We start from the raw sequence: 18,195 nt of genomic DNA, 5'->3' as shown, positions 1-18,195 counted from the left end.
TGCCCGGCACAGACCGTTGTTTTTTTGGGGGGTTGCGCATGCTGCAGCCAACGCCAGCGTTTCGTTTTGCCACCCTGCCCGCGCAGGGCACCCACAGCCACGATGCTGTGCTGTGGCTTCTCAAGCGTCACTGTTCACTCACCCCGGCCCAGCTCGGGTGGCTTTACGTGTCGCTGTGCGGCGTTTCGCTGGGCATCGCGGCGTTCTTCTGGGCCCAGGGCGCCACCATGGTGATGCCTTTTGCCTGGGCCGAACTGCTGGCGGTGGGCGCGGCTTTTGTTGTGTATGCCCGTCACGCGGGGGACGGTGAAAAAATCGTCCTCGAAGGCGGGCAGCTGGTGGTGGAACTGGAAACGGCGGGGCGCACCGAGCGCGCGGAGTTCAACCGCGAATGGGTGCGGATCGAGCCCAAGGATGGAGACGGCTCGCTGATCGAAGTGTCGGGGCAGGGGCGGTCGGTGCAGGTGGGGCGGCATGTGCGGCCCGAGTTGCGGCCTGCCTTGGCCCGCGAGATCCGGATGGCGTTGCGGGGCGGTTGAAGAGGCGCTGAAAGTCTCGCGTCAGTTCAGGTGCGGCGGGGGGACCCGCCGCTAACTTTATAATCAGCCGGTTAATTTGGTCGGTAATTGAAGCAGAAAAAGTGATCACGATGAACGTAAGCAACACCATGAGCAAAATGACACGGCTTGGCATGCAGCATGCAGGCGCAATTCTGGTATCTGCGGCCGCCTGGGTCAGCACCGCCGCTTACGCCGTCAACGACCTGAAGGGCGGACCGGCCGTCAATCAGCTGAACCTGCACCCGGCCGTGACCAAGATCGCCGAAGAGCAGCAGTGGCTGCACTGGTTCATGATGGCCATCTGCCTCGTGATCTTCGTGGCGGTCTTCGGGGTGATGTTCTATTCCATCTTGAAGCACCGCAAGTCGGTGGGCCACAAATCGGCCAACTTCCACGAATCCACCGCCGTTGAAATCGCCTGGACCGTCGTTCCCTTCATCATCGTGATCGCCATGGCCCTGCCGGCCACCAAGGTGCTGGTCGCCCAGAAGGACACCACCGCCGCCGACCTCACCATCAAGGCCACCGGCATTCAGTGGAAATGGGGCTATGACTACATCAAGGGCGAAGGCGAAGGCATCGGCTTCGTTTCCACGCTCGACAACACGCACCGCGAAATGTCCGACAACGGCGGCCCCAAAGCCGGCGAAGCGCCTGACAACTACCTGCTCAAGGTCGACAACCCGCTGGTCGTTCCCGTCAACAAGAAAATCCGCATCATCACCACCGCCAGCGACGTGATCCACGCCTTCGCGGTGCCGGCCTTCGGCATCAAGCAGGATGCGATTCCCGGCTTCGTGCGCGACACCTGGTTCCGCGCCGAGCAAGTGGGCGACTACTACGGCCAGTGCCAGGAACTCTGCGGCAAGGAACACGCCTACATGCCCATCCACGTGAAGGTCGTGTCCGCCGCCGACTACAGCGCCTGGGTCGCCGTCAAGGCCAAGGAAGCCGCAGCCAAGGCCGATGATCCTTCCAAAGTCTGGACCCTGGTCGACCTCAAGGCCCGCGGCGAAAAAGTCTATGCCGCCAATTGCGCCAGTTGCCATTTGCCCACCGGCAAAGGCGCCGGTCCGGTCAAGCCGCTGGACGCCTCGCCCATCGTGCTCGATGCCAACCACGGCAAGCAGATCGAAATCGTGCTGAACGGCAAGGGCGGCCCAGGCGGCATGCCTTCCTGGAAGACGCTCAGCGACACCGACATCGCCGCCGTGATCAGCTACTCCAAGAACAACTGGTCCAACCAGACCGGCCAGATCGTCCAGCCCGCCGAAGTGCAGGCTGCCCGCAAGTAAGCCGATCCGCCCCCCCACGACCAGAATTCGCCGGCGCCATATTCATATGTGCGCCGGCCGCCAAGATAAAGCTACAGGCCAAAGCCACCAAAGGAAGCCAAGATGAGTGCAGTTCTAGACCATCACGACCACGCGCATGATGACCACCACGACCACGCCCCAGCGGGCTGGCGCCGTTGGGTCTTCGCGACCAACCATAAAGACATCGGAACGCTTTACCTGCTGTTCAGTTTCTTCATGTTGATGTTCGGCGGCGTGCTGGCCCTGATGATTCGCGCCGAGCTGTTCCAGCCCGGCCTGCAACTGGTCAATCCCGAACTGTTCAACCAGCTCACCACCATGCACGGCCTGATCATGGTGTTCGGCGCCATCATGCCGGCCTTCGTGGGCTTCGCCAACTGGATGATCCCGCTGCAGATCGGCGCGGCAGACATGGCGTTTGCTCGCATGAACAACTTCAGCTTCTGGCTGATGATTCCCGCCGGCCTGATGCTGGGCGGCTCCTTCTTCATGCCCGGTGGCGCTCCCGCCGCGGGCTGGACGCTCTATGCGCCGCTCACGCTGCAGATGGGCCCGTCCATGGACGCCGGTATTTTTGCAATGCACATCCTGGGCGCCTCGTCCATCATGGGCTCGATCAACATCATCGTCACCATCCTGAACATGCGCGCTCCCGGCATGACGCTGATGAAGATGCCGATGTTCTGCTGGACCTGGCTGATCACCGCCTACCTGCTGATCGCCGTGATGCCGGTGCTGGCAGGCGCCATCACCATGACGCTGACCGACCGTCACTTCGGCACCAGCTTCTTCAACCCCGCCGGCGGCGGCGACCCGGTGATGTACCAGCACATCTTCTGGTTCTTCGGCCACCCCGAGGTCTACATCATGATCTTGCCGGCCTTCGGCATCATCAGCCAGATCATTCCCGCCTTCTCGCGCAAGCGCCTGTTCGGCTACGCCTCCATGGTGTACGCCACCGGCTCCATCGCCATCCTGAGCTTCGTCGTGTGGGCGCACCACATGTTCACCACCGGCATGCCGGTCACGGGCCAGCTGTTCTTCATGTATTCCACCATGCTGATCGCCGTGCCCACGGGCGTGAAGGTGTTCAACTGGATCGCCACCATGTGGCGCGGTTCCATGACCTTTGAAACCCCCATGCTGTTCGCGGTGGGCTTCATCTTCGTGTTCACCATCGGCGGCCTGACCGGTGTGATCCTCTCGGTCGCGCCTATCGACACGCAGCTGCAGGACACGTATTACGTCGTGGCCCACTTCCACTACGTGCTGGTGGCGGGCTCGCTCTACGCCTTGTTTGCCGGCTATTACTACTGGTCGCCCAAATGGACCGGCGTCATGTACAACGAAACCCGCGGCAAGATCCACTTCTGGTGGTCGCTGATCTCCTTCAACGTGACCTTCTTCCCGATGCACTTCCTGGGCCTTGCCGGCATGCCGCGTCGCTATGCCGACTACCCCATGCAGTTCGCCGACTTCAACGCGGTAGCCAGCGTGGGCGCCTTCTTCTTCGGCTTCGCGCAGCTCTATTTCTTCCTGTTCATCGTGGTGCCCACGATGCGCGGCAAGGGCGCACCGGCCAAGCAGAACCCCTGGGTGGACGAAGGCGGCAAGGGCGCCGAAGGCCTGGAATGGGAAGTCCCATCCCCCGCGCCTTTCCACACCTATGAAACCCCGCCCAAGCTGGATGCCTCGGCAACCCGCGTGATCGGCTGATTGAACCCATCGGTAAATAGCCATGGCGACACCTGAACAAAAGAAAAGCAACCGGAGGCTGGCCCTGATACTGGCCTCGGTCGCGATCGTCTTTTTTCTGGGCTTCATGGCCAAAATGATTTTTCTGGGCCGCTGAGCCAAAACCGGTACCACTGTGATGCGGCTCAAGCGCGAAAACTTCAACATGATGGGCAAGCTGGGCGTGATCGTGCTCGGCATGTTTGCCTTCGGTTACGCGCTGGTGCCCATTTACAAGGCGATCTGCGAGATGACCGGCATCAACGTGCTGGCCCTTTCCGACCGTCAGATCCCCGGGGCGACGTCCAGCCAGCCGGCGAATACCCAGGTGGATTTCAGCCGCACCATCACGGTCGAGTTCGACGCGAACTCGCGCGGTCCCTGGCATTTCAAGCCCGCGAAAAACACGCTGCAGGTGCACCCGGGCGAGCTGACCACGGTGATGTACGAGTTCCAGAACGTGCAGAACCGGACCATGTCGGCCCAGGCCATTCCCAGCTATGCCCCGGCACAGGCCGGCGCGCATTTCAACAAGCTGGAATGCTTCTGCTTCAGCCAGTACACCCTGGCGCCCGGCGAGAAAAAGCAGTGGCCGGTGGCTTTTGTCATCGACCCGAAACTGTCGAAGGACGTGAGCACCATCACGCTGTCCTACACCTTCTTTGAAGTCGGCGGCAAGACGCCTGCCGCGCCGGCCACGTCCAAGGCGACAACCGCCGCCGTGGTCCCTGAAAAGCAGGCAGGCGCATGAGCATGGCCGCCGCACCTGCCAAAAAACCCTCCTTCTGGCGCACGGTCAAGGCCGTGGCCTGGTCCTTCGTAGGGTTGCGCGCGCGCGGCGACTACGAAGAAGACGTGAAGAATTTGAACCCCCTCCACATCATTGTGGTCGGGCTGATCGCCGTGGTGGTGTTTGTCACCGTCCTGGTGCTGCTGGCCAAATGGATGGTCGCGCACTGAGGCCGGGCACCCGCCAGACCATCACGGTGTGAATCAAGAAATTATTGGAAATTCGAGAGAAAAACAGGAGTCGAGCGATGTCATCAGCAACCCACGGGTCAACCCCCCACTATTTCGTCCCCAGCCCATCGAGCCACCCGGTGATGGCGTCTATCGGCCTGTTTTTTGTCATTCTCGGTGCCAGCCAATGGATCAACGGCCATGAGTGGGGCCAATGGTCGCTGGCTGTCGGCATGGTGTGGTGGCTGGTGACGCTATTCCGCTGGTTCAGCCAATCCATCGGTGAAAGCGAAAGCGGCATGTACGGCCGCAAGATCGACATGTCCTTCCGCTGGAGCATGAGCTGGTTCATCTTCTCTGAAGTGATGTTCTTCGGCGCCTTTTTCACCGCCCTGTGGTGGGCCCGCGCGCATTCGCTGCCTGCGCTGGGCAGCCTTGAGAACGCACTGCTCTGGCCGGACTTCAAAGCCGTCTGGCCTTCCATCGTGGCCGGCGCCACGACGTCACCCGCAGACATCGTCGAACCCTTCACGGCCATGAAGCCGCTGGTGATTGGCGGTGGTATCTGGGCCAGCATCATGGGTTCCCTGCCGACGGTCAACACGGCGCTGCTGCTGAGCTCCGGCGTCACCATCACCATCGCCCACCACGCGTTGATCGAGGGCAAGCGTGCCCGCACCATCGGCTTCATGTGGGCGACGGTTGTGCTCGGCGTGGTCTTCCTCTTCGTGCAGGGCTATGAGTACTTCCATGCCTACCATGAGATGAACCTGAAGCTGTCTTCCGGCGTGTACGGCTCGACCTTCTTCCTGCTCACCGGTTTCCACGGTTTCCACGTGTTCGTCGGCATGCTGATGCTGCTGTTCATCACCTTGCGCCTGCAAAAAGGCCACTTCACGCCTGAAAAGCATTTCGGCTTTGAAGGCGCCGCCTGGTACTGGCACTTCGTGGACGTGGTGTGGCTGGGCCTCTACATCCTGGTGTACTGGCTGTAAGGCGGAACCAACGGCGGTGAAAGCCGCTCAACCAAAGGCCGCTTGATGCGGCCTTTGTTCTTTTTTGTCAGTGTGAGTGGCGCTTATTTGCCCACCGGTATGCCGGTAGGCTGGATATAACCGAGTTTCCAGGCGATCAGAATGCAGATGAACAGCAACACCGAAAACCCGATGCGGAACGCCAGTGCGCGCGCCATGTTGCTGGTTTTGCGTTTGCTGCCTTCGGGATCCTTGCCGCCTTTGAGCATGAAAAAAAGTGCGGAAGCCAGGCTGGCGAAGATGGCGATGAATGCCAGTGCAACGAGGTAAGTCATGAACAGGATTATCGGCGCATGACACCGGCTTTGCACTCTCCGCGCTTCTGGCTGCTGACCGCGGCCGCCGTGCTGGTGGCCGGCACCACGTTTTCGCTGGGCCAGTGGCAGCTGCGCCGCGCCGCGCAAAAAGAGGCGCTGCAGGCCGCCATCGAGTCCAAGAGCCGGCTTGCCGCGCTGGATGCGCAATCCCTGCTCACTGCCAAAAACATCACCGACGACATCCACCGGCTGGCCGTGCTCAAGGGTGTCTGGCGGGCGGAACACACGGTCTACCTCGACAACCGGCCCATGAGCGGCAAGACGGGTTTCTGGGTGCTCACGCCGCTGGTGCTGGAAGGCACGACCCAGGCCATCATGGTGCAGCGCGGCTGGGTGCCGCGCAATTTCGCCGACCGCACCCGCCTGCCCGAGGTGGCGACGCCCGCGGGTACCGTCACGGTGGAGGGCCGCATTGCCCCGCCGCCCTCCAAGCTTTATGAGTTCCAGGGCATAGAGACCGGCCGGATACGGCAAAATCTCGACTTGCCTGCCTACCGGTCGCAAACCGGCCTGCCGCTGCTGGAGGTTTCGCTGCTGCAGACCGGCGCGGCCGGCGAAGGCCTGTTGCGCGAATGGGCGCCTCCCAATCTCGGTGTGGACAAGCATTACGGCTATGCCTTCCAGTGGTTCGGCCTCTGCGCCCTGGTGTTCATCCTCTATGGCTGGTTTCAGCTGGTTCTTCCCTTTCGTGCCCGTACTTCTTCACGCCGCCCAAAAAGCCGCGATCAACTGCCGTGACCACTACGCCTACGCCTGACACCTCTCCCAAGCCCGCAGCGGCGCCTGCCCTGCAGGACCAGCCCCTGGGCCTGACCGTGCACACCATGCCCGTGCCGGACCAGTCCGCCACGCGCGCGCCGAGCACCGTCGCCGGTCGCTGGAAGATGCTGGCCGTGCTGCTGATATGCGCCTCACCGGTGATCGCCTCCTACTTCACCTACTACGTGGTCCGGCCCGAAGGCCGCCGCAACTTCGGCGAGCTGATCGACCCGCAGCGGCCTCTGCCGCCGCTGGCCACGCGCGCGCTCGATGGCCGCGCCGGCACGCTGACGGCGCTCAAGGACCAGTGGCTGCTCATCAGCGTGGCCGGCGGCGCCTGCGATGCGCGCTGCGAGCAGAACCTGTATTTCCAGCGCCAGCTGCGCGAGTCGCTGGGCAAGGAAAAGGAGCGGCTGGACCGCGTCTGGCTGGTGGCCGATGATGCACCCGTGCGCGATGCTTTGCTGCCCGCGCTGGCCTCGTCGGCCGTGCTGCGCGTGGCGCCGGCCGAACTCGCGAAATGGCTGGAGCCCGCCGCGGGCAAGCGCCTCGAGGATCATCTGTACCTGGTCGACCCGATCGGCAACTGGATGATGCGTTTCCCGGCCGACATGGATGCCGCCGCAGCGGCCAAGGCCAAGCGTGACCTGGAGCGTCTGTTAAGAGCCTCCAGCAGCTGGGACAAGGAAGGTCGTTGAGCCGGCAAAGCCGGCTCAACGTCTAAATCCCGCATCACCATGTCAAGCACCGCACTCTACGACCTCAGCCCCGCCCTGCGCCTGATGATCATGGGCCTGGCGATCGCGCTCGCGCCGCTGGCCTGGGTGTGGGTGCACAACAAGAATGCGCCGTGGGCGCAGCGCCTGCGGGTGCTGACGCTGGTCACGCTGTTCCTCACCTTTGACCTGGTGATCTTCGGTGCCTTTACCCGGCTCACCGATTCGGGCCTGGGCTGCCCGGACTGGCCGGGCTGCTACGGCAGTGCAAGCCCGGTGGGCGCCCAGGTACACATCGAGGCCGCGCAGACCGCCATGCCGACCGGACCGGTCACGCATTCCAAGGCCTGGATCGAAATGATCCACCGCTACCTGGCCACCGGCGTCGGGGTGTTGATCCTCACGCTCACGGTGACCAGCTGGTTGGAGCGCAAGCGCATATCCGTGTCACCCTGGTGGCCCACCGTCACGCTGGCGTGGGTGTGTTTGCAGGGTGCGTTTGGCGCGCTGACCGTCACCATGAAGTTGTTCCCCGCCATCGTCACGCTGCACCTGCTGGGCGGCCTGGTGTTGCTGGCATTGCTGCGGGCGCAGGCTGTGCGGTATGCGCAGGTGCAGGGTGCAAACGCCACCACTCTTTCCAGCGGCCTGTGGCTTGCTGTCGTGGCGGCTTTTGCGCTGCTCTGGATCCAGATCGCCCTGGGCGGCTGGGTCAGCACCAACTACGCGGTGCTGGCCTGCACCGACTTTCCGGTGTGCCAGGGCTCGCTGTGGCCGGCCATGGACTTTCGCCAGGGTTTCACGCTGTGGCGCGAACTGGGCGCGGGCCATGACGGCGCCAACATCAGCTTCCAGGCGCTCACCGCCATTCACTATGTGCACCGCCTCGTGGCTTACCTCGTGTTTGCCGTATTCCTTGCGCTGGCCTTTTTCCTGCACCGTGTCCCGGCCTTCCGCGTGTCCGCGCGCTGGCTGGCGGGGCTCGTGCTGCTGCAGGCCGTCACGGGCATCAGCAATGCTGTTCTGGGCTGGCCCCTGCTCGCGGCTGTGTCGCATACCGGCGGTGCCGCGGCCCTGGTCATTGTGCTCAGCGGCGTGGTCTTTGCCGGCCGTAGCAGGTCTCCTGCGCCACATGCGTCAAAATTGAATGCCTAGCGACTCCCCATGAACCCCAGCACCCCGTCCGCCGCCCCGGCTTCCGCCGCGCCCCACGTTCCGTCGAAGTTTGCGCAGTTCTACGCGCTGACCAAACCGCGCGTGGTGCAGCTCATCGTGTTCTGCGCGCTGATAGGCATGGTGCTGGCCGTTCCCGGCGTGCCCGGCTGGGCCGATGTTCGGCTAGCGCTAATCGCCTGTGCCGGCATCTGGCTGGTCGCAGGCGCTGCTGCGGCCTTCAATTGCCTGGTCGAGCAGCAGATCGACGCGCGCATGCGCCGCACCGCCTGGCGCCCCACGGCCAAGGGCGAACTCAGCAACCCGCTCACGCTGTCCTTTTCAGCGGGGCTGTGCGCGCTGGGCTCCTGGATCCTGTATGTGTGGGTGAACCCGCTGACCATGTGGCTGACCTTTGCCACCTTCATCGGTTACGCGGTGGTCTACACCGTGATCCTCAAGCCCATGACGCCGCAGAACATCGTGATTGGCGGCGCTTCGGGTGCCATGCCGCCGGTGCTGGGCTGGGCCGCGATGACGGGCTCGGTCGGCCCCGAGGCTTTGATCCTCTTCCTGATCATCTTCCTGTGGACGCCGCCGCATTTCTGGGCGCTGGCGCTCTACCGCGTCGAGGACTACCGCAAGTCCGGCCTGCCCATGCTACCCGTCACCCATGGCAACGAGTTCACGCGCCTGCAGGTGTTTTTGTACACGCTGGTGCTGTTTCCCGCCTGCCTGATGCCCTTCATCTTCAAGATGAGCGGCTGGCTCTACCTGGTGGCCGCCGTGGCGCTGAGCATCGGTTTCAGCTGGTACGGCTGGCGCCTGTGGCGCAATTACTCCGATGCGCTGGCGCGCAAGACTTTCCGTTTTTCGCTGATCCATCTTTCGGTCTTGTTCGCGGCCCTGCTGCTGGACCACTACCTTGTCTGATACCGCATGAAAATCCCAAGCACCTTGCCCACGCGCCGCGGCGCCGTCAAAACCCTGGCCGGCGCCGCGGCGCTTGCCGCCACGGCCGGCCTGCTGACCGCATGTGCGCCCGACAAGCCTCAGTTCAAAAGCATAGACCTGACAGGGGCCGACTACGCCCAGGGCTTCACGCTGGCCGACCACAACGGCCAGGTGCGCACGCTGAAGGATTTCCCCGGCAAGGTGGTGGTGGTGTTCTTCGGTTTCACGCAGTGCCCCGACGTCTGCCCGACTTCCATGGCCGAGCTGGCCCAGGTCAAGAAATTGCTGGGTACCGACGGCGACAAGCTGCAGGCCATCTTCATCACCGTCGACCCCGAGCGCGACACGCCGGAACTGCTCAAGGCCTATATGGGCAATTTCGATCCGGCTTTTCTGGCGCTGCGGCCCACCATGGCCCAGCTGCCCGAGGTCGCCAAGGACTTCAAGGTTTACTACAAAAAGGTCGACGGCAAGACCCCCGGCAGCTACACCATGGACCACTCCGCGGGCAGCTACATCTTTGACGGCAGGGGCCGCATACGCCTCTATAACCGCTACGGCGGCGGCGCGGAAGCGCTGGCGTCCGACATCCGCCTGCTGCTGAAGAACGCCTGAACGATCTGAGCGGCCGGGTTAAAAGTTCACCGTCTTGATGGACTTGCGCGTATTGGCCGGCATCTCTCGCAGGGACTTGAGCATATAGGCCAGGTGCGGCGCCGCGTCCGGCTGCGCGCCGCACTGCGCGTCCGGCACCATGGCAATCGCCWCATGCAGTTTCAGGTGCGAGCCCACCGGCAGCAGGTCAGAGGGTTGCAGCGCGCGCGCCGCCAGCTGCGTGGCCGCGGCCACGGCCTGCGCGGCGGTCACCGGCCCCTCGATCAGCAAGGCAAATTCACTGTCGCCGACGCGCGCCGCGATGTCGATGTCGCGCGCCAGCTTGCGCAGGCAGGAGCCCGTCAGCACCAGCGCGTAGTCGGCGATCTGCCGCCCGTGCTCCTTGGCGAACCAGCCGTGGTTGGAAAGATCGATCATCAGCAGTGCGCTGCGGTGCCGGTAGCGGCTGGAGCGCAACAGCGCCTCCTGCAGCCGTGCCTCGAAGGTGTGCAGGTTGCTCAGGCCGGTCAGCGGCTCGGTCTGCGCCAGCGCAGCGGCGCGTGCCCGGGCTTCGCGACGCTGGGCGGCCCGCTGCAGCAGGCCGTAAAACAGCAGCGGCGCCTCCAGCGCCGCACCCAGCGTGAGACCGTATTGCGTGAGGAAGCTGATGGGAATCAGGCCGAGGTTGCGCAAGAGGGGGAAAGGCACCATCACCGCCATCGGCACAAAGCCCAGCGCGATCCAGCGCATGGTGGGGTCACCGCTTCGCCACGCCATGAAGACCATCACGCAGATCAGCGCCATGGCCACGATGATGACGGCCGTGACGGCGAGGAAGCCCGCGCGTGTCGGGAACAAGGTATCCAGCGTGCCCAGCAACGCCAGCACGGTGACCAGCTTGAGCGACAGCTGGTCCAGCACGACCGAGAACTGCCGCGGCCGGGTCACCACACGGGCAAACCAGATGCCGCTGCAGGCGGCCAGCACCGGTAGCAGGAAGGCCGACAAGTCGTTCCAGACCGCCGAGTCCGGCCAGAGGTATTGCCCGCCTATGCCCAGCAACGCGGCCTGCGCCCCGGCCAGCGCGGTGATGTACACGGCGTAGGCGGTGAAGCTCCTGTCCCTGAAGGCCACGGCATTGGCGGACGCCACCAGGGCCATCAACAGCGCGAGGCCGAAATAGGCGCCCAGCAGGAATTGCTCCTGCATGCGCTGCGCCAGCAAGGCGGGGTGCTTGTAAATAAACAGAGGTGCAGAAAACGGCCTGCGCGCATGTTCGATGCGTATGAAGTAGGTGACCGGCCGGGCTTGTTCGCTGTCCAGGTCAAAAACCGGGAAGCGGTCGGGGCGCGGCCACTGGCTCACCGGGATTTTGTCGCCCGCTGTTTGCTCGACCCAGTTTCCGGCGGCGTCGCGGTAGTGCAGGCTCACGCGGTCGACGCCGGCACTGCTGACCTCCAGCGCCCAGCGCTGCGACAGGTCCGGCTGCATGGCGTTAAAGCGCAGCCACATCACCTGGCCGTCCAGCATGACGGTATGGCCGGCCGGGCGCATCGCGAACGGCAGGTCGTACTCCCAGGCCTCCACCTGCTCCAGCACGGCCTGGCCGGTCGTATCGATCCAGAACTGGCTGTGTTCAGCCAGGGGAATCTGGCCGTCGGGCGCGTTGAGCTGGAGCACCGGCAGCCGCGCGTCGGCGCCGTGCTGCGCCCATCCCGGCATGACGCAAGCCAGCAGGCACGTTGCCAGCACTCCCCTGATGCCGTTGCCGCAGAGAAGGGCGCGCACGAACTGCTGAAAGCGTCCGGGCTTGCCGGTGAGCGCGTGGTAGATCAGCACAAATTCATTGTGCGGCCGCGCGTGGGTAAAAAAGTTTTAAATTTTCACCGGCTTTCCACGCCTGCGCGAAGTGGCGTTCGTGCGCAACGGCAATTTATTGCAGCAAAAACCRAATCAGGCGAGGCGCGGCCACAAAAAAGCCCGCACTGGGGAGAGTGCGGGCTTGGTGAAAGCGGGCGGGCCTGGCGGGCCCCGGCTTTATGCGTCTTCGCTTATGCGTAGGCCGCAAGCACTTTTTTCATCTTCTTCATCGCGGCGACTTCGATCTGGCGAATGCGTTCGGCGCTGACTTTGTATTCGGCGGCCAGGTCATGCAGCGTCATGCCGCCTGAACCGTCGTCGTTTACCTTGAGCCAGCGCTCTTCCACGATGCGACGGGCGCGCGGGTCCAGTTCTTCCAGCGCGGCCGTGATGCCGTCCGAGGCCAGGTTGTCGCGCTGGCGCGATTCCATCAAGGCGGTCGGTTCCTGCGTCGCGTCGGCCAAATAGGCGATGGGGCCAAAGGCGTCTTCGCCATCGTCGCCGGGGCTCGGGTCCAGCAGCACGTCGCCACCCGACATGCGCTGCTCCATCTCGATGACTTCCTCGCGCTTGACGTTCAGCGTCTTCGCCATGGAATCGATCTGGCCTTCGGTCAGGGTGTCGCGGTGCGTCGCCACGTCGGCGTCGTCCTTGAAACCCTGCTTCATGGAGCGCAGGTTGAAGAACAGCTTGCGCTGGGCCTTGGTCGTGGCAACCTTGACCATGCGCCAGTTTTTCAGGATGTACTCATGGATCTCGGCTTTGATCCAGTGCATCGCATAGCTCACCAGGCGCACGTTCTGGTCCGGGTCGAAGCGCTTGACGGCCTTCATCAGGCCGATGTTGCCTTCCTGGATCAGGTCGCCGTGGGGCAGGCCGTAACCCAGGTATTTGCGTGAAATCGACACCACCAGGCGCAAGTGAGAGAGCACCAACTTACCGGCCGAGTCAAGATCGTTGTTTTCCTTGAGGTTTTTGGCGAACTCCTGCTCCTGCTCCAAAGTGAGCATGGGCAGGCGGTTGACGGCGGAAATGTAAGCGTCCAGGTTGCCCAGGGGGGGAACCAGCGACCAAGGGTTGACGGCTGCGACGGCGCCCGAACTGGGTACGGCCACGGCAGCGGTCAGCGATTGGGGGGAAAGAGCATATGACACTGCAGAACTCCTTTTCTCTAGTGCTAAATATTAGCACTCTGTTGGAGAGAGTGCTAAGCAATAGGTTCAATGACTCGGATAGCGCAAGGCTAATAAGTAGTAACCCTTGGTATGAGCGTGCTACAGCCCATTGGTTCAGAGGGAGTAGTTTCTGCCTTGTAAAGGCACGGTATCGATTTGTACCGGTGCCGCAAAAGTGGGCTACCTGCTATTTCTTTTACAGCCGCTTGTGCCTGCGTTGGTGGGTCTGGGTACTCGATTTGATGCGCAATTGAGGCTCGCTACGCCCATAAAAGCCGTTCGCCAGTTTAAACAGCGAAATAGGCCTTTTGACCATGGAGGACCGGCGAAATAAGCTATGAATTCAGTAGCGAATTAGTACTTCAGCCTGCTGCAGCCACCACCCGAACCAAGCCCTGGCCGTTCAGCCAGGCCTGCAGGCATTCGGTGACCCCGGTTGCGAAGCGCTGGAACACCGGCTCTGTCACAAAACCCAGGTGTGGTGTCAGCAGCACATTGGGCAGTTGGCGCAGCCGGTCGTCTTGCGGCAGAGGTTCCACATCAAACACGTCCAGCGCCGCAAAGCCAGGCCGGCCTTTTTCCAGCGCTTTGACCAGGGCGGCGCCATCCACGAGCGCGGACCGGGACGTGTTGACGAGCAGGCTGTCAGGCTGCATCAGCGCCAGCCGCTCGGTATCGAGCAAATGCCGGGTGGTTGGTGTGGGCACCAGGTGCAGGCTGACGACTTTGGCTGTCGCGAGCAGCGCTTCCAGCGAAACGGACACGGCGCCTTTTTCTGCCGCGCGCTCGGGGGTCATGCGCGGGCTCCAGGTGACAACCTTCATGCCCAGCGCCTGACCGACCTTGGCCACGCGCCCGCCGATTTCACCCAGGCCGATCAAGCCCAGCGTCTGGCCGTGCAGCACGCCGGCGAGTGGCGCGGCGCTGTCGGGGCGCCACTGGCCGCGGCGCAGCAGGGCGGTTTGCTGCTCCAGCTGGCGCGTGGCGGCCAAAATCAGCGACCAGGTCATCTCGCAGGTACTGTCCTTGGAAGGGCCCCATTCGGTATGGCTGACGGGAATGTTCCGCGCGGCCAGCGCCGCCAGGTCCAGTGTGGTGTTGCGTGTGCCGGTGAACACCAGGTAGCGCAGCCGGGGCAGTTGCGCCAGCAAGGCCGCGTCGAAGGGCGTGCGGTCGCGCACCAGCACGATCACCTCGGCATTCCTGAGCGCCTCAACCAAGGCCGCGCCGGCCAGGGGCGCATGGTGGATGGTGACCTCCGCCCGGGCTTGAATGCCGCGCCAGTCGGCCAGGCGCTGTAGCGCTCGCTCGCTGTCACCGAGGACGACGATGTGGGGCTTCGTGCGGGTCATGGTTGCTCCGGGCAGGCGGCGTGCCTGTGCATGGGTGTTAGAGGAAGTGTCGTGCTGCGGGCTTGACCAGCGGTGTCAAAGGCCGCACCGCGTTAGCTGTCGAGATGGATGTTGCGCTGCTTGGCCAGCTTGGTCCACCGTGCGATGTCCACCTGCATGAAAACGCTGAAGAAATCCGGCGCCATCTGGACCAGTTCGATCGCCTCGGTGGCCAGTTTGATCTTCATGTCGGGTTGGGCCAGCACCTGGGCCAGCGAGGCGCTGAGGGTTTTCACAATGGCTTCAGGCATCTTGGCGGGACCGACCACGCCGTACCACTGAATGGCATCGAAACCCTTCAGACCCGACTCCTCCATGGTGGGGACATCCTTGAGCAGCGGGTGGCGTTTTCTTCCGGTCACGGCAAGCGCCCGCATGCGTTCACCTTTGAGATAGGGCAGTGCCGCGGCAAGCCCCGGAAACACGGCTTGGGTCTGCCCGGCGATCAGATCGTTGATGGCCGGCGCGATGCCCTTGTAGGGCATGTGCAGCATGTTGGAGTCGGTGGCCTGGTTGAACAGTTCCGCCGTCAGGTGCGTCAGTGAACCGGGGCCCGACGAACCATAGCTCACCTTGCCGGGATTTTTCCGCAGGTAGTCAATGAATTCCTTGACATTTTTAACCGGTAAATTCGCATTGACCATCAGCACATTGGGTGTGGCGCCAATCATGCCGATCGGCGTGAAGTCCCTGACGGGGTCGTAGGGCACTTTGCGCGTGGCGGGGCTGGTGCCATGCGTGGCCACGTAGCCCTGCATCAGGGTGTAGCCGTCCGGCGCGGAAGCGGCGGTGGCCTGGCAGGCGATCACCCCGCCGCCGCCGCCCTGGTTGTCGACCACAAAGTTCTGGCCGAGCACCCGGCCCCAGCGCTCGGTGATCGCGCGTCCGACCAGGTCGCTGCCGCCACCGGGCGCCACCGGAACGATGTATCGGATCGACTTGCTGGGATAGGCTGTCTGGGCCAGCACGAGGCCGGGTGCGTAAACCAGGGCGGGTGCTGCTTGCAGCAGGGTGCGTCTTTTCATCATCTCTTCCGTTTTATCCGTGAGTTGTGTATCGGTGGCGTATCGCTGTGGGCTATCGGCTATCGGTATGGCAGCGGGTTTTATGCAGTTATCGCAATGACTGTCGGCGGCGCCGTGTCATGGGCGTGCCTGTGCGGTCAACGCGCGCACATCGGCAGCGCCGCCGACGGCCCAGCAGGCCTTGATGAGGTCCGCGGTTTTGGCTGCGCCGAGCACAGCATCCGACAAGCCATGGAATTTGGCGTCCAGCATGGCATCGGTCATCGGGTTCTGCAGCGAGCCGATGGCGTGCTCGACAAACACATGGATGCGGCGACCGTCGCCGAGCACGGCCGTCACGTCGGCGCTGGCCTCGTCAATCGAATCGTCCACCGTCGCCACCACCTTGCGGCGCAGCGCCACCATGTCGGCGCGGTTCACCACCTCGTCGGAGAACTCTTCTTCGGCGGCGCGCCCGAAAGTCAGGCCGGCCGCGCAGCCGTGGTAGACGCTGAACTTGGCCTGCAGGCCATCCTGGGGCTCCTTCTTGCCGGTGAGCTCCAGCACCAGAGAGTGCACCTTGAGCTCGATGCGCTCGATCTGCTCCGGCGTGACGCCCTGGGCGCGCAATTGCGCGCAGGCATCGATGCTGGGATGGATCACGATGCCGCAGGCAAAGGGCTTGTAGCTGTTGAACGATATTTCAAAACGCCGGCCCAACTCGCCTGTGATTTCATTCCAGTCGTTCTTGGTCGAGACGGTCTGCATCATGCCGCGCGGCGCTTCCAGCGCTTTCGGGCTGGCGGTGTAGCCCTGGCTGGCCAGCAGCGCCGACATCAGGCCGGCGCGCGCGGCGGCGCCCGGGTGAAAGGGCTTGGTCATGGTGCCGAACTGCTCGCGCATGCCGACCGGTTGCGAGGCGGCGATGCCCAGCGCCATGGCGGTCTTTTGCACGTCGAGTTTGAGAAGTCGCGCGCAGGCCGCCGCGGCGCCCAGGGTGCCGGTGGAGCCGGTGATGTGCCAGCCGCGGTCGTAATGCTCGGGGTACATCGCGTTGCCGACGCGGCAGGACACGTCGATGCCCAGCACCAGCGCGTCGATCAGCTCGCGGCCCGAAGCCCCGGTGTGCTCGGCCAGCGCCAGCACCGCCGAAGCCACGGGGCCGGCAGGATGGATGATTGTTTTCAGGTGCGTGTCGTCGAAGTCAAATGTGTGGGAGGTGATCCCGTTGACCAGCGCCGCGCTGGCCATGTCGACCTTTTCGCTACGGCCCAGTACGCTGGCCTGCGCGGCGGGCTGCAGCATGCGGACGGCAGCCAGCGCCGCATCGGCGGCTTCATGCTGCGCCGCACCGACGGCGCAGCCGAACCAGTTCATGAAGGTGCGGTGCGCTTCATGGTCGACCGCATCGCTCCAGCCGCCGGCCAGGTAACCGGGATGGGTGGCGACGAACTTCGCGAGGATTTGCGTGACGGGAGGGGCGTTGTGGTCGGCGGCGACCTGGGTATTGCGGGCCATGGTGTCTTTCGGCAGGATCTGCCAGGGTTAAAGTTTTGCTATCAATAGAGGAGCCGTTTGCGGGAACTCTGTGTGGGCTGAAGGCCAATCCCGCTTATGGCGTTGTGCCTTTTCAGCTATCGAGCTGGATGCCTCGTGCACGCGCAAGCTGTGTCCAGCGGGCGATGTCGGCCTTGATGAAGTTGCCGAATTGCTCCGGCGTCATGACCTGCGGTTCGACTGCTTCCACCGAAAGCTTCTCGCGCAGGTCGGGCGCGCGCAGCACGGTGGCCAGCGTCTCGTTGAGCTGCTTGACGATGGGCGCAGGCATGCCGGCAGGACCGACCACGCCATACCACTGCTGGGCATCGAAACCTTTAAAGCCGGATTCGTCCAGCGTCGGCACGTCCTTGAATTGCGGGTGGCGCTGCAGGCCTGTTACGGCAAGGGGCCGTACCCGGCCCGAGCGGATATGCGGCACCGCCGCGGCAAGGCCGGGGAACATCGCCTGGGTCTGGCCGCCGATCAGATCGGTGAAGGCCGGCGCAATGCCGCGGTAGGGAATGTGCACCATGAAGGAGTTGACCTGTTGCTTGAACAGCTCCATCGTCAGGTGAGTCAGCGAGCCGGCCCCGGCCGAACCATAGCTCAGCTTGCCTGGGTTCTTCTTGATGTATTCGATGAATTCCTTGATGTTGTTGACCGGCAGCGCGGCATTGACCACCAGCACGTTGGGCGTGCCGCCTATCATGCCGATCGGCGTGAAGTCCTTGATCGCGTCGTAAGGCAGCTTGCGGGTGGCCGGGCTGGTGCCGTGGGTTGCCACATAACCCTGCATCAGCGTGTAGCCGTCAGGCGCGGCGCGGGCCGTGGCCTGGGCTGCCAGCACGCCGCCGCCGCCGCCCTGGTTGTCGACGATGAAGCTCTGCTTGAGCAGGTTGCCCCAGCGTTCGGTCACGGTGCGGCCCACCATGTCGCTGCCGCCTCCGGCGGCCACCGGAACGATGTAGCGGATAGGTTTGTTGGGATAGGCGGGTTGTGCCAGCGCCAGGCCGGGGGCATATATCAGGGCGGGTGCCGCATGCAGCAGGGTGCGTCGTTTCATGGTGTGGTTTCCAGGGCTAGGGGCTTGTGGGCGTTGAAGAAGGCAAGGGCTCCGCCTGCCAGTAACT

General features: G+C 63.6%; 19 protein-coding genes. 12 read left to right on the top strand and 7 right to left on the bottom strand.

The genetic code is table 11. From position 1 onward, the window contains the following. Positions 1 to 38 precede the first annotated feature (38 nt). From AC1D1Y_RS00655 to AC1D1Y_RS00625, 7 genes are all read left to right on the top strand, one after another. Positions 39 to 539, top strand: a complete 501-nt coding sequence (locus AC1D1Y_RS00655; protein ID WP_477680633.1) for a DUF2244 domain-containing protein — start codon at positions 39 to 41, stop codon at positions 537 to 539. Between the two features lie 137 nt (positions 540 to 676). Beyond that, complete coding sequence (coxB, locus tag AC1D1Y_RS00650) at positions 677 to 1,855, top strand: cytochrome c oxidase subunit II (protein ID WP_477680686.1); 1,179 nt, start codon at positions 677 to 679, stop codon at positions 1,853 to 1,855. A 102-nt stretch (positions 1,856 to 1,957) separates the two neighbouring features. Then, on the top strand, positions 1,958 to 3,592 hold the full coding sequence (gene ctaD / locus AC1D1Y_RS00645; protein WP_477653153.1) for a cytochrome c oxidase subunit I: 1,635 nt from the start codon (positions 1,958 to 1,960) through the stop codon (positions 3,590 to 3,592). Between the two features lie 22 nt (positions 3,593 to 3,614). Next, positions 3,615 to 3,728: a cytochrome oxidase small assembly protein gene (locus AC1D1Y_RS00640; RefSeq protein ID WP_477653154.1), complete on the top strand. Its 114-nt coding sequence runs from the start codon at positions 3,615 to 3,617 to the stop codon at positions 3,726 to 3,728. A gap of 21 nt (positions 3,729 to 3,749) precedes the next feature. After that, entirely contained in the window at positions 3,750 to 4,361 is a 612-nt protein-coding gene (locus tag AC1D1Y_RS00635; RefSeq protein WP_477653155.1) for a cytochrome c oxidase assembly protein, read from the top strand. Next, the gene (locus tag AC1D1Y_RS00630; RefSeq protein ID WP_477675963.1) at positions 4,358 to 4,570 is read left to right on the top strand and encodes a DUF2970 domain-containing protein; all 213 of its coding nucleotides are present in this window, start codon (positions 4,358 to 4,360) and stop codon (positions 4,568 to 4,570) included. The genes AC1D1Y_RS00635 and AC1D1Y_RS00630 overlap by 4 nt, the downstream gene beginning before the upstream one ends. Before the next feature lie 77 nt (positions 4,571 to 4,647). Then, positions 4,648 to 5,565: a cytochrome c oxidase subunit 3 gene (locus tag AC1D1Y_RS00625; protein ID WP_477680632.1), complete on the top strand. Its 918-nt coding sequence runs from the start codon at positions 4,648 to 4,650 to the stop codon at positions 5,563 to 5,565. An 83-nt stretch (positions 5,566 to 5,648) separates the two neighbouring features. Here the strand turns inward: AC1D1Y_RS00625 and AC1D1Y_RS00620 are convergent, their stop codons facing one another. Further along, entirely contained in the window at positions 5,649 to 5,879 is a 231-nt protein-coding gene (locus tag AC1D1Y_RS00620) for a twin transmembrane helix small protein (RefSeq protein WP_436156594.1), read from the bottom strand. Positions 5,880 to 5,897: 18 nt separating this feature from the next. On the opposite strand from AC1D1Y_RS00620, the gene AC1D1Y_RS00615 reads away from it, so the two are divergent. The 5 genes from AC1D1Y_RS00615 (at position 5,898) to AC1D1Y_RS00595 (ending at position 10,117) form a co-directional block, all read left to right on the top strand. Then, positions 5,898 to 6,659 carry an SURF1 family protein gene (locus tag AC1D1Y_RS00615; RefSeq protein ID WP_477680631.1) on the top strand — a complete coding sequence of 254 codons (762 nt, stop codon included), beginning with the start codon at positions 5,898 to 5,900 and terminating at the stop codon, positions 6,657 to 6,659. 86 nt (positions 6,660 to 6,745) lie between these two features. After that, positions 6,746 to 7,378: a hypothetical protein gene (locus AC1D1Y_RS00610; RefSeq protein ID WP_477680685.1), complete on the top strand. Its 633-nt coding sequence runs from the start codon at positions 6,746 to 6,748 to the stop codon at positions 7,376 to 7,378. Between the two features lie 39 nt (positions 7,379 to 7,417). Then, positions 7,418 to 8,551, top strand: a complete 1,134-nt coding sequence (locus tag AC1D1Y_RS00605) for a COX15/CtaA family protein (protein ID WP_477680630.1) — start codon at positions 7,418 to 7,420, stop codon at positions 8,549 to 8,551. A gap of 9 nt (positions 8,552 to 8,560) precedes the next feature. Next, positions 8,561 to 9,481: a heme o synthase gene (cyoE, locus tag AC1D1Y_RS00600; protein WP_477680629.1), complete on the top strand. Its 921-nt coding sequence runs from the start codon at positions 8,561 to 8,563 to the stop codon at positions 9,479 to 9,481. Positions 9,482 to 9,487: 6 nt separating this feature from the next. Then, positions 9,488 to 10,117, top strand: coding sequence for an SCO family protein (locus AC1D1Y_RS00595; RefSeq protein ID WP_477680628.1), 630 nt, complete (start codon positions 9,488 to 9,490; stop codon positions 10,115 to 10,117). 18 nt (positions 10,118 to 10,135) lie between these two features. Here AC1D1Y_RS00595 and AC1D1Y_RS00590 read toward each other — a convergent pair whose 3' ends face one another. The 6 genes from AC1D1Y_RS00590 to AC1D1Y_RS00565 all read right to left on the bottom strand — a co-directional run bounded on the left by AC1D1Y_RS00590 (position 10,136) and on the right by AC1D1Y_RS00565 (position 18,128). Further along, positions 10,136 to 11,935, bottom strand: coding sequence for a 7TM diverse intracellular signaling domain-containing protein (locus tag AC1D1Y_RS00590; RefSeq protein WP_477680627.1), 1,800 nt, complete (start codon positions 11,933 to 11,935; stop codon positions 10,136 to 10,138). 212 nt (positions 11,936 to 12,147) lie between these two features. Next, positions 12,148 to 13,083 carry an RNA polymerase sigma factor RpoH gene (gene rpoH, locus AC1D1Y_RS00585; protein WP_477680684.1) on the bottom strand — a complete coding sequence of 312 codons (936 nt, stop codon included), beginning with the start codon at positions 13,081 to 13,083 and terminating at the stop codon, positions 12,148 to 12,150. Between the two features lie 410 nt (positions 13,084 to 13,493). Further along, the gene (locus AC1D1Y_RS00580; RefSeq protein ID WP_477680626.1) at positions 13,494 to 14,483 is read right to left on the bottom strand and encodes a D-2-hydroxyacid dehydrogenase family protein; all 990 of its coding nucleotides are present in this window, start codon (positions 14,481 to 14,483) and stop codon (positions 13,494 to 13,496) included. 92 nt (positions 14,484 to 14,575) lie between these two features. Continuing rightward, the gene (locus AC1D1Y_RS00575) at positions 14,576 to 15,547 is read right to left on the bottom strand and encodes a Bug family tripartite tricarboxylate transporter substrate binding protein (protein ID WP_477680625.1); all 972 of its coding nucleotides are present in this window, start codon (positions 15,545 to 15,547) and stop codon (positions 14,576 to 14,578) included. A 117-nt stretch (positions 15,548 to 15,664) separates the two neighbouring features. Continuing rightward, on the bottom strand, positions 15,665 to 17,044 hold the full coding sequence (locus AC1D1Y_RS00570; protein WP_477680624.1) for an MmgE/PrpD family protein: 1,380 nt from the start codon (positions 17,042 to 17,044) through the stop codon (positions 15,665 to 15,667). Positions 17,045 to 17,156: 112 nt separating this feature from the next. After that, on the bottom strand, positions 17,157 to 18,128 hold the full coding sequence (locus AC1D1Y_RS00565) for a Bug family tripartite tricarboxylate transporter substrate binding protein (protein ID WP_477680623.1): 972 nt from the start codon (positions 18,126 to 18,128) through the stop codon (positions 17,157 to 17,159). Positions 18,129 to 18,195 lie beyond the last annotated feature (67 nt).

The organism is Polaromonas sp. P1_G1 (genome assembly GCF_056405595.1).
Note: the sequence above shows the minus strand (reverse complement) of the source record. Positions and strands in the feature narration are given on the sequence as shown.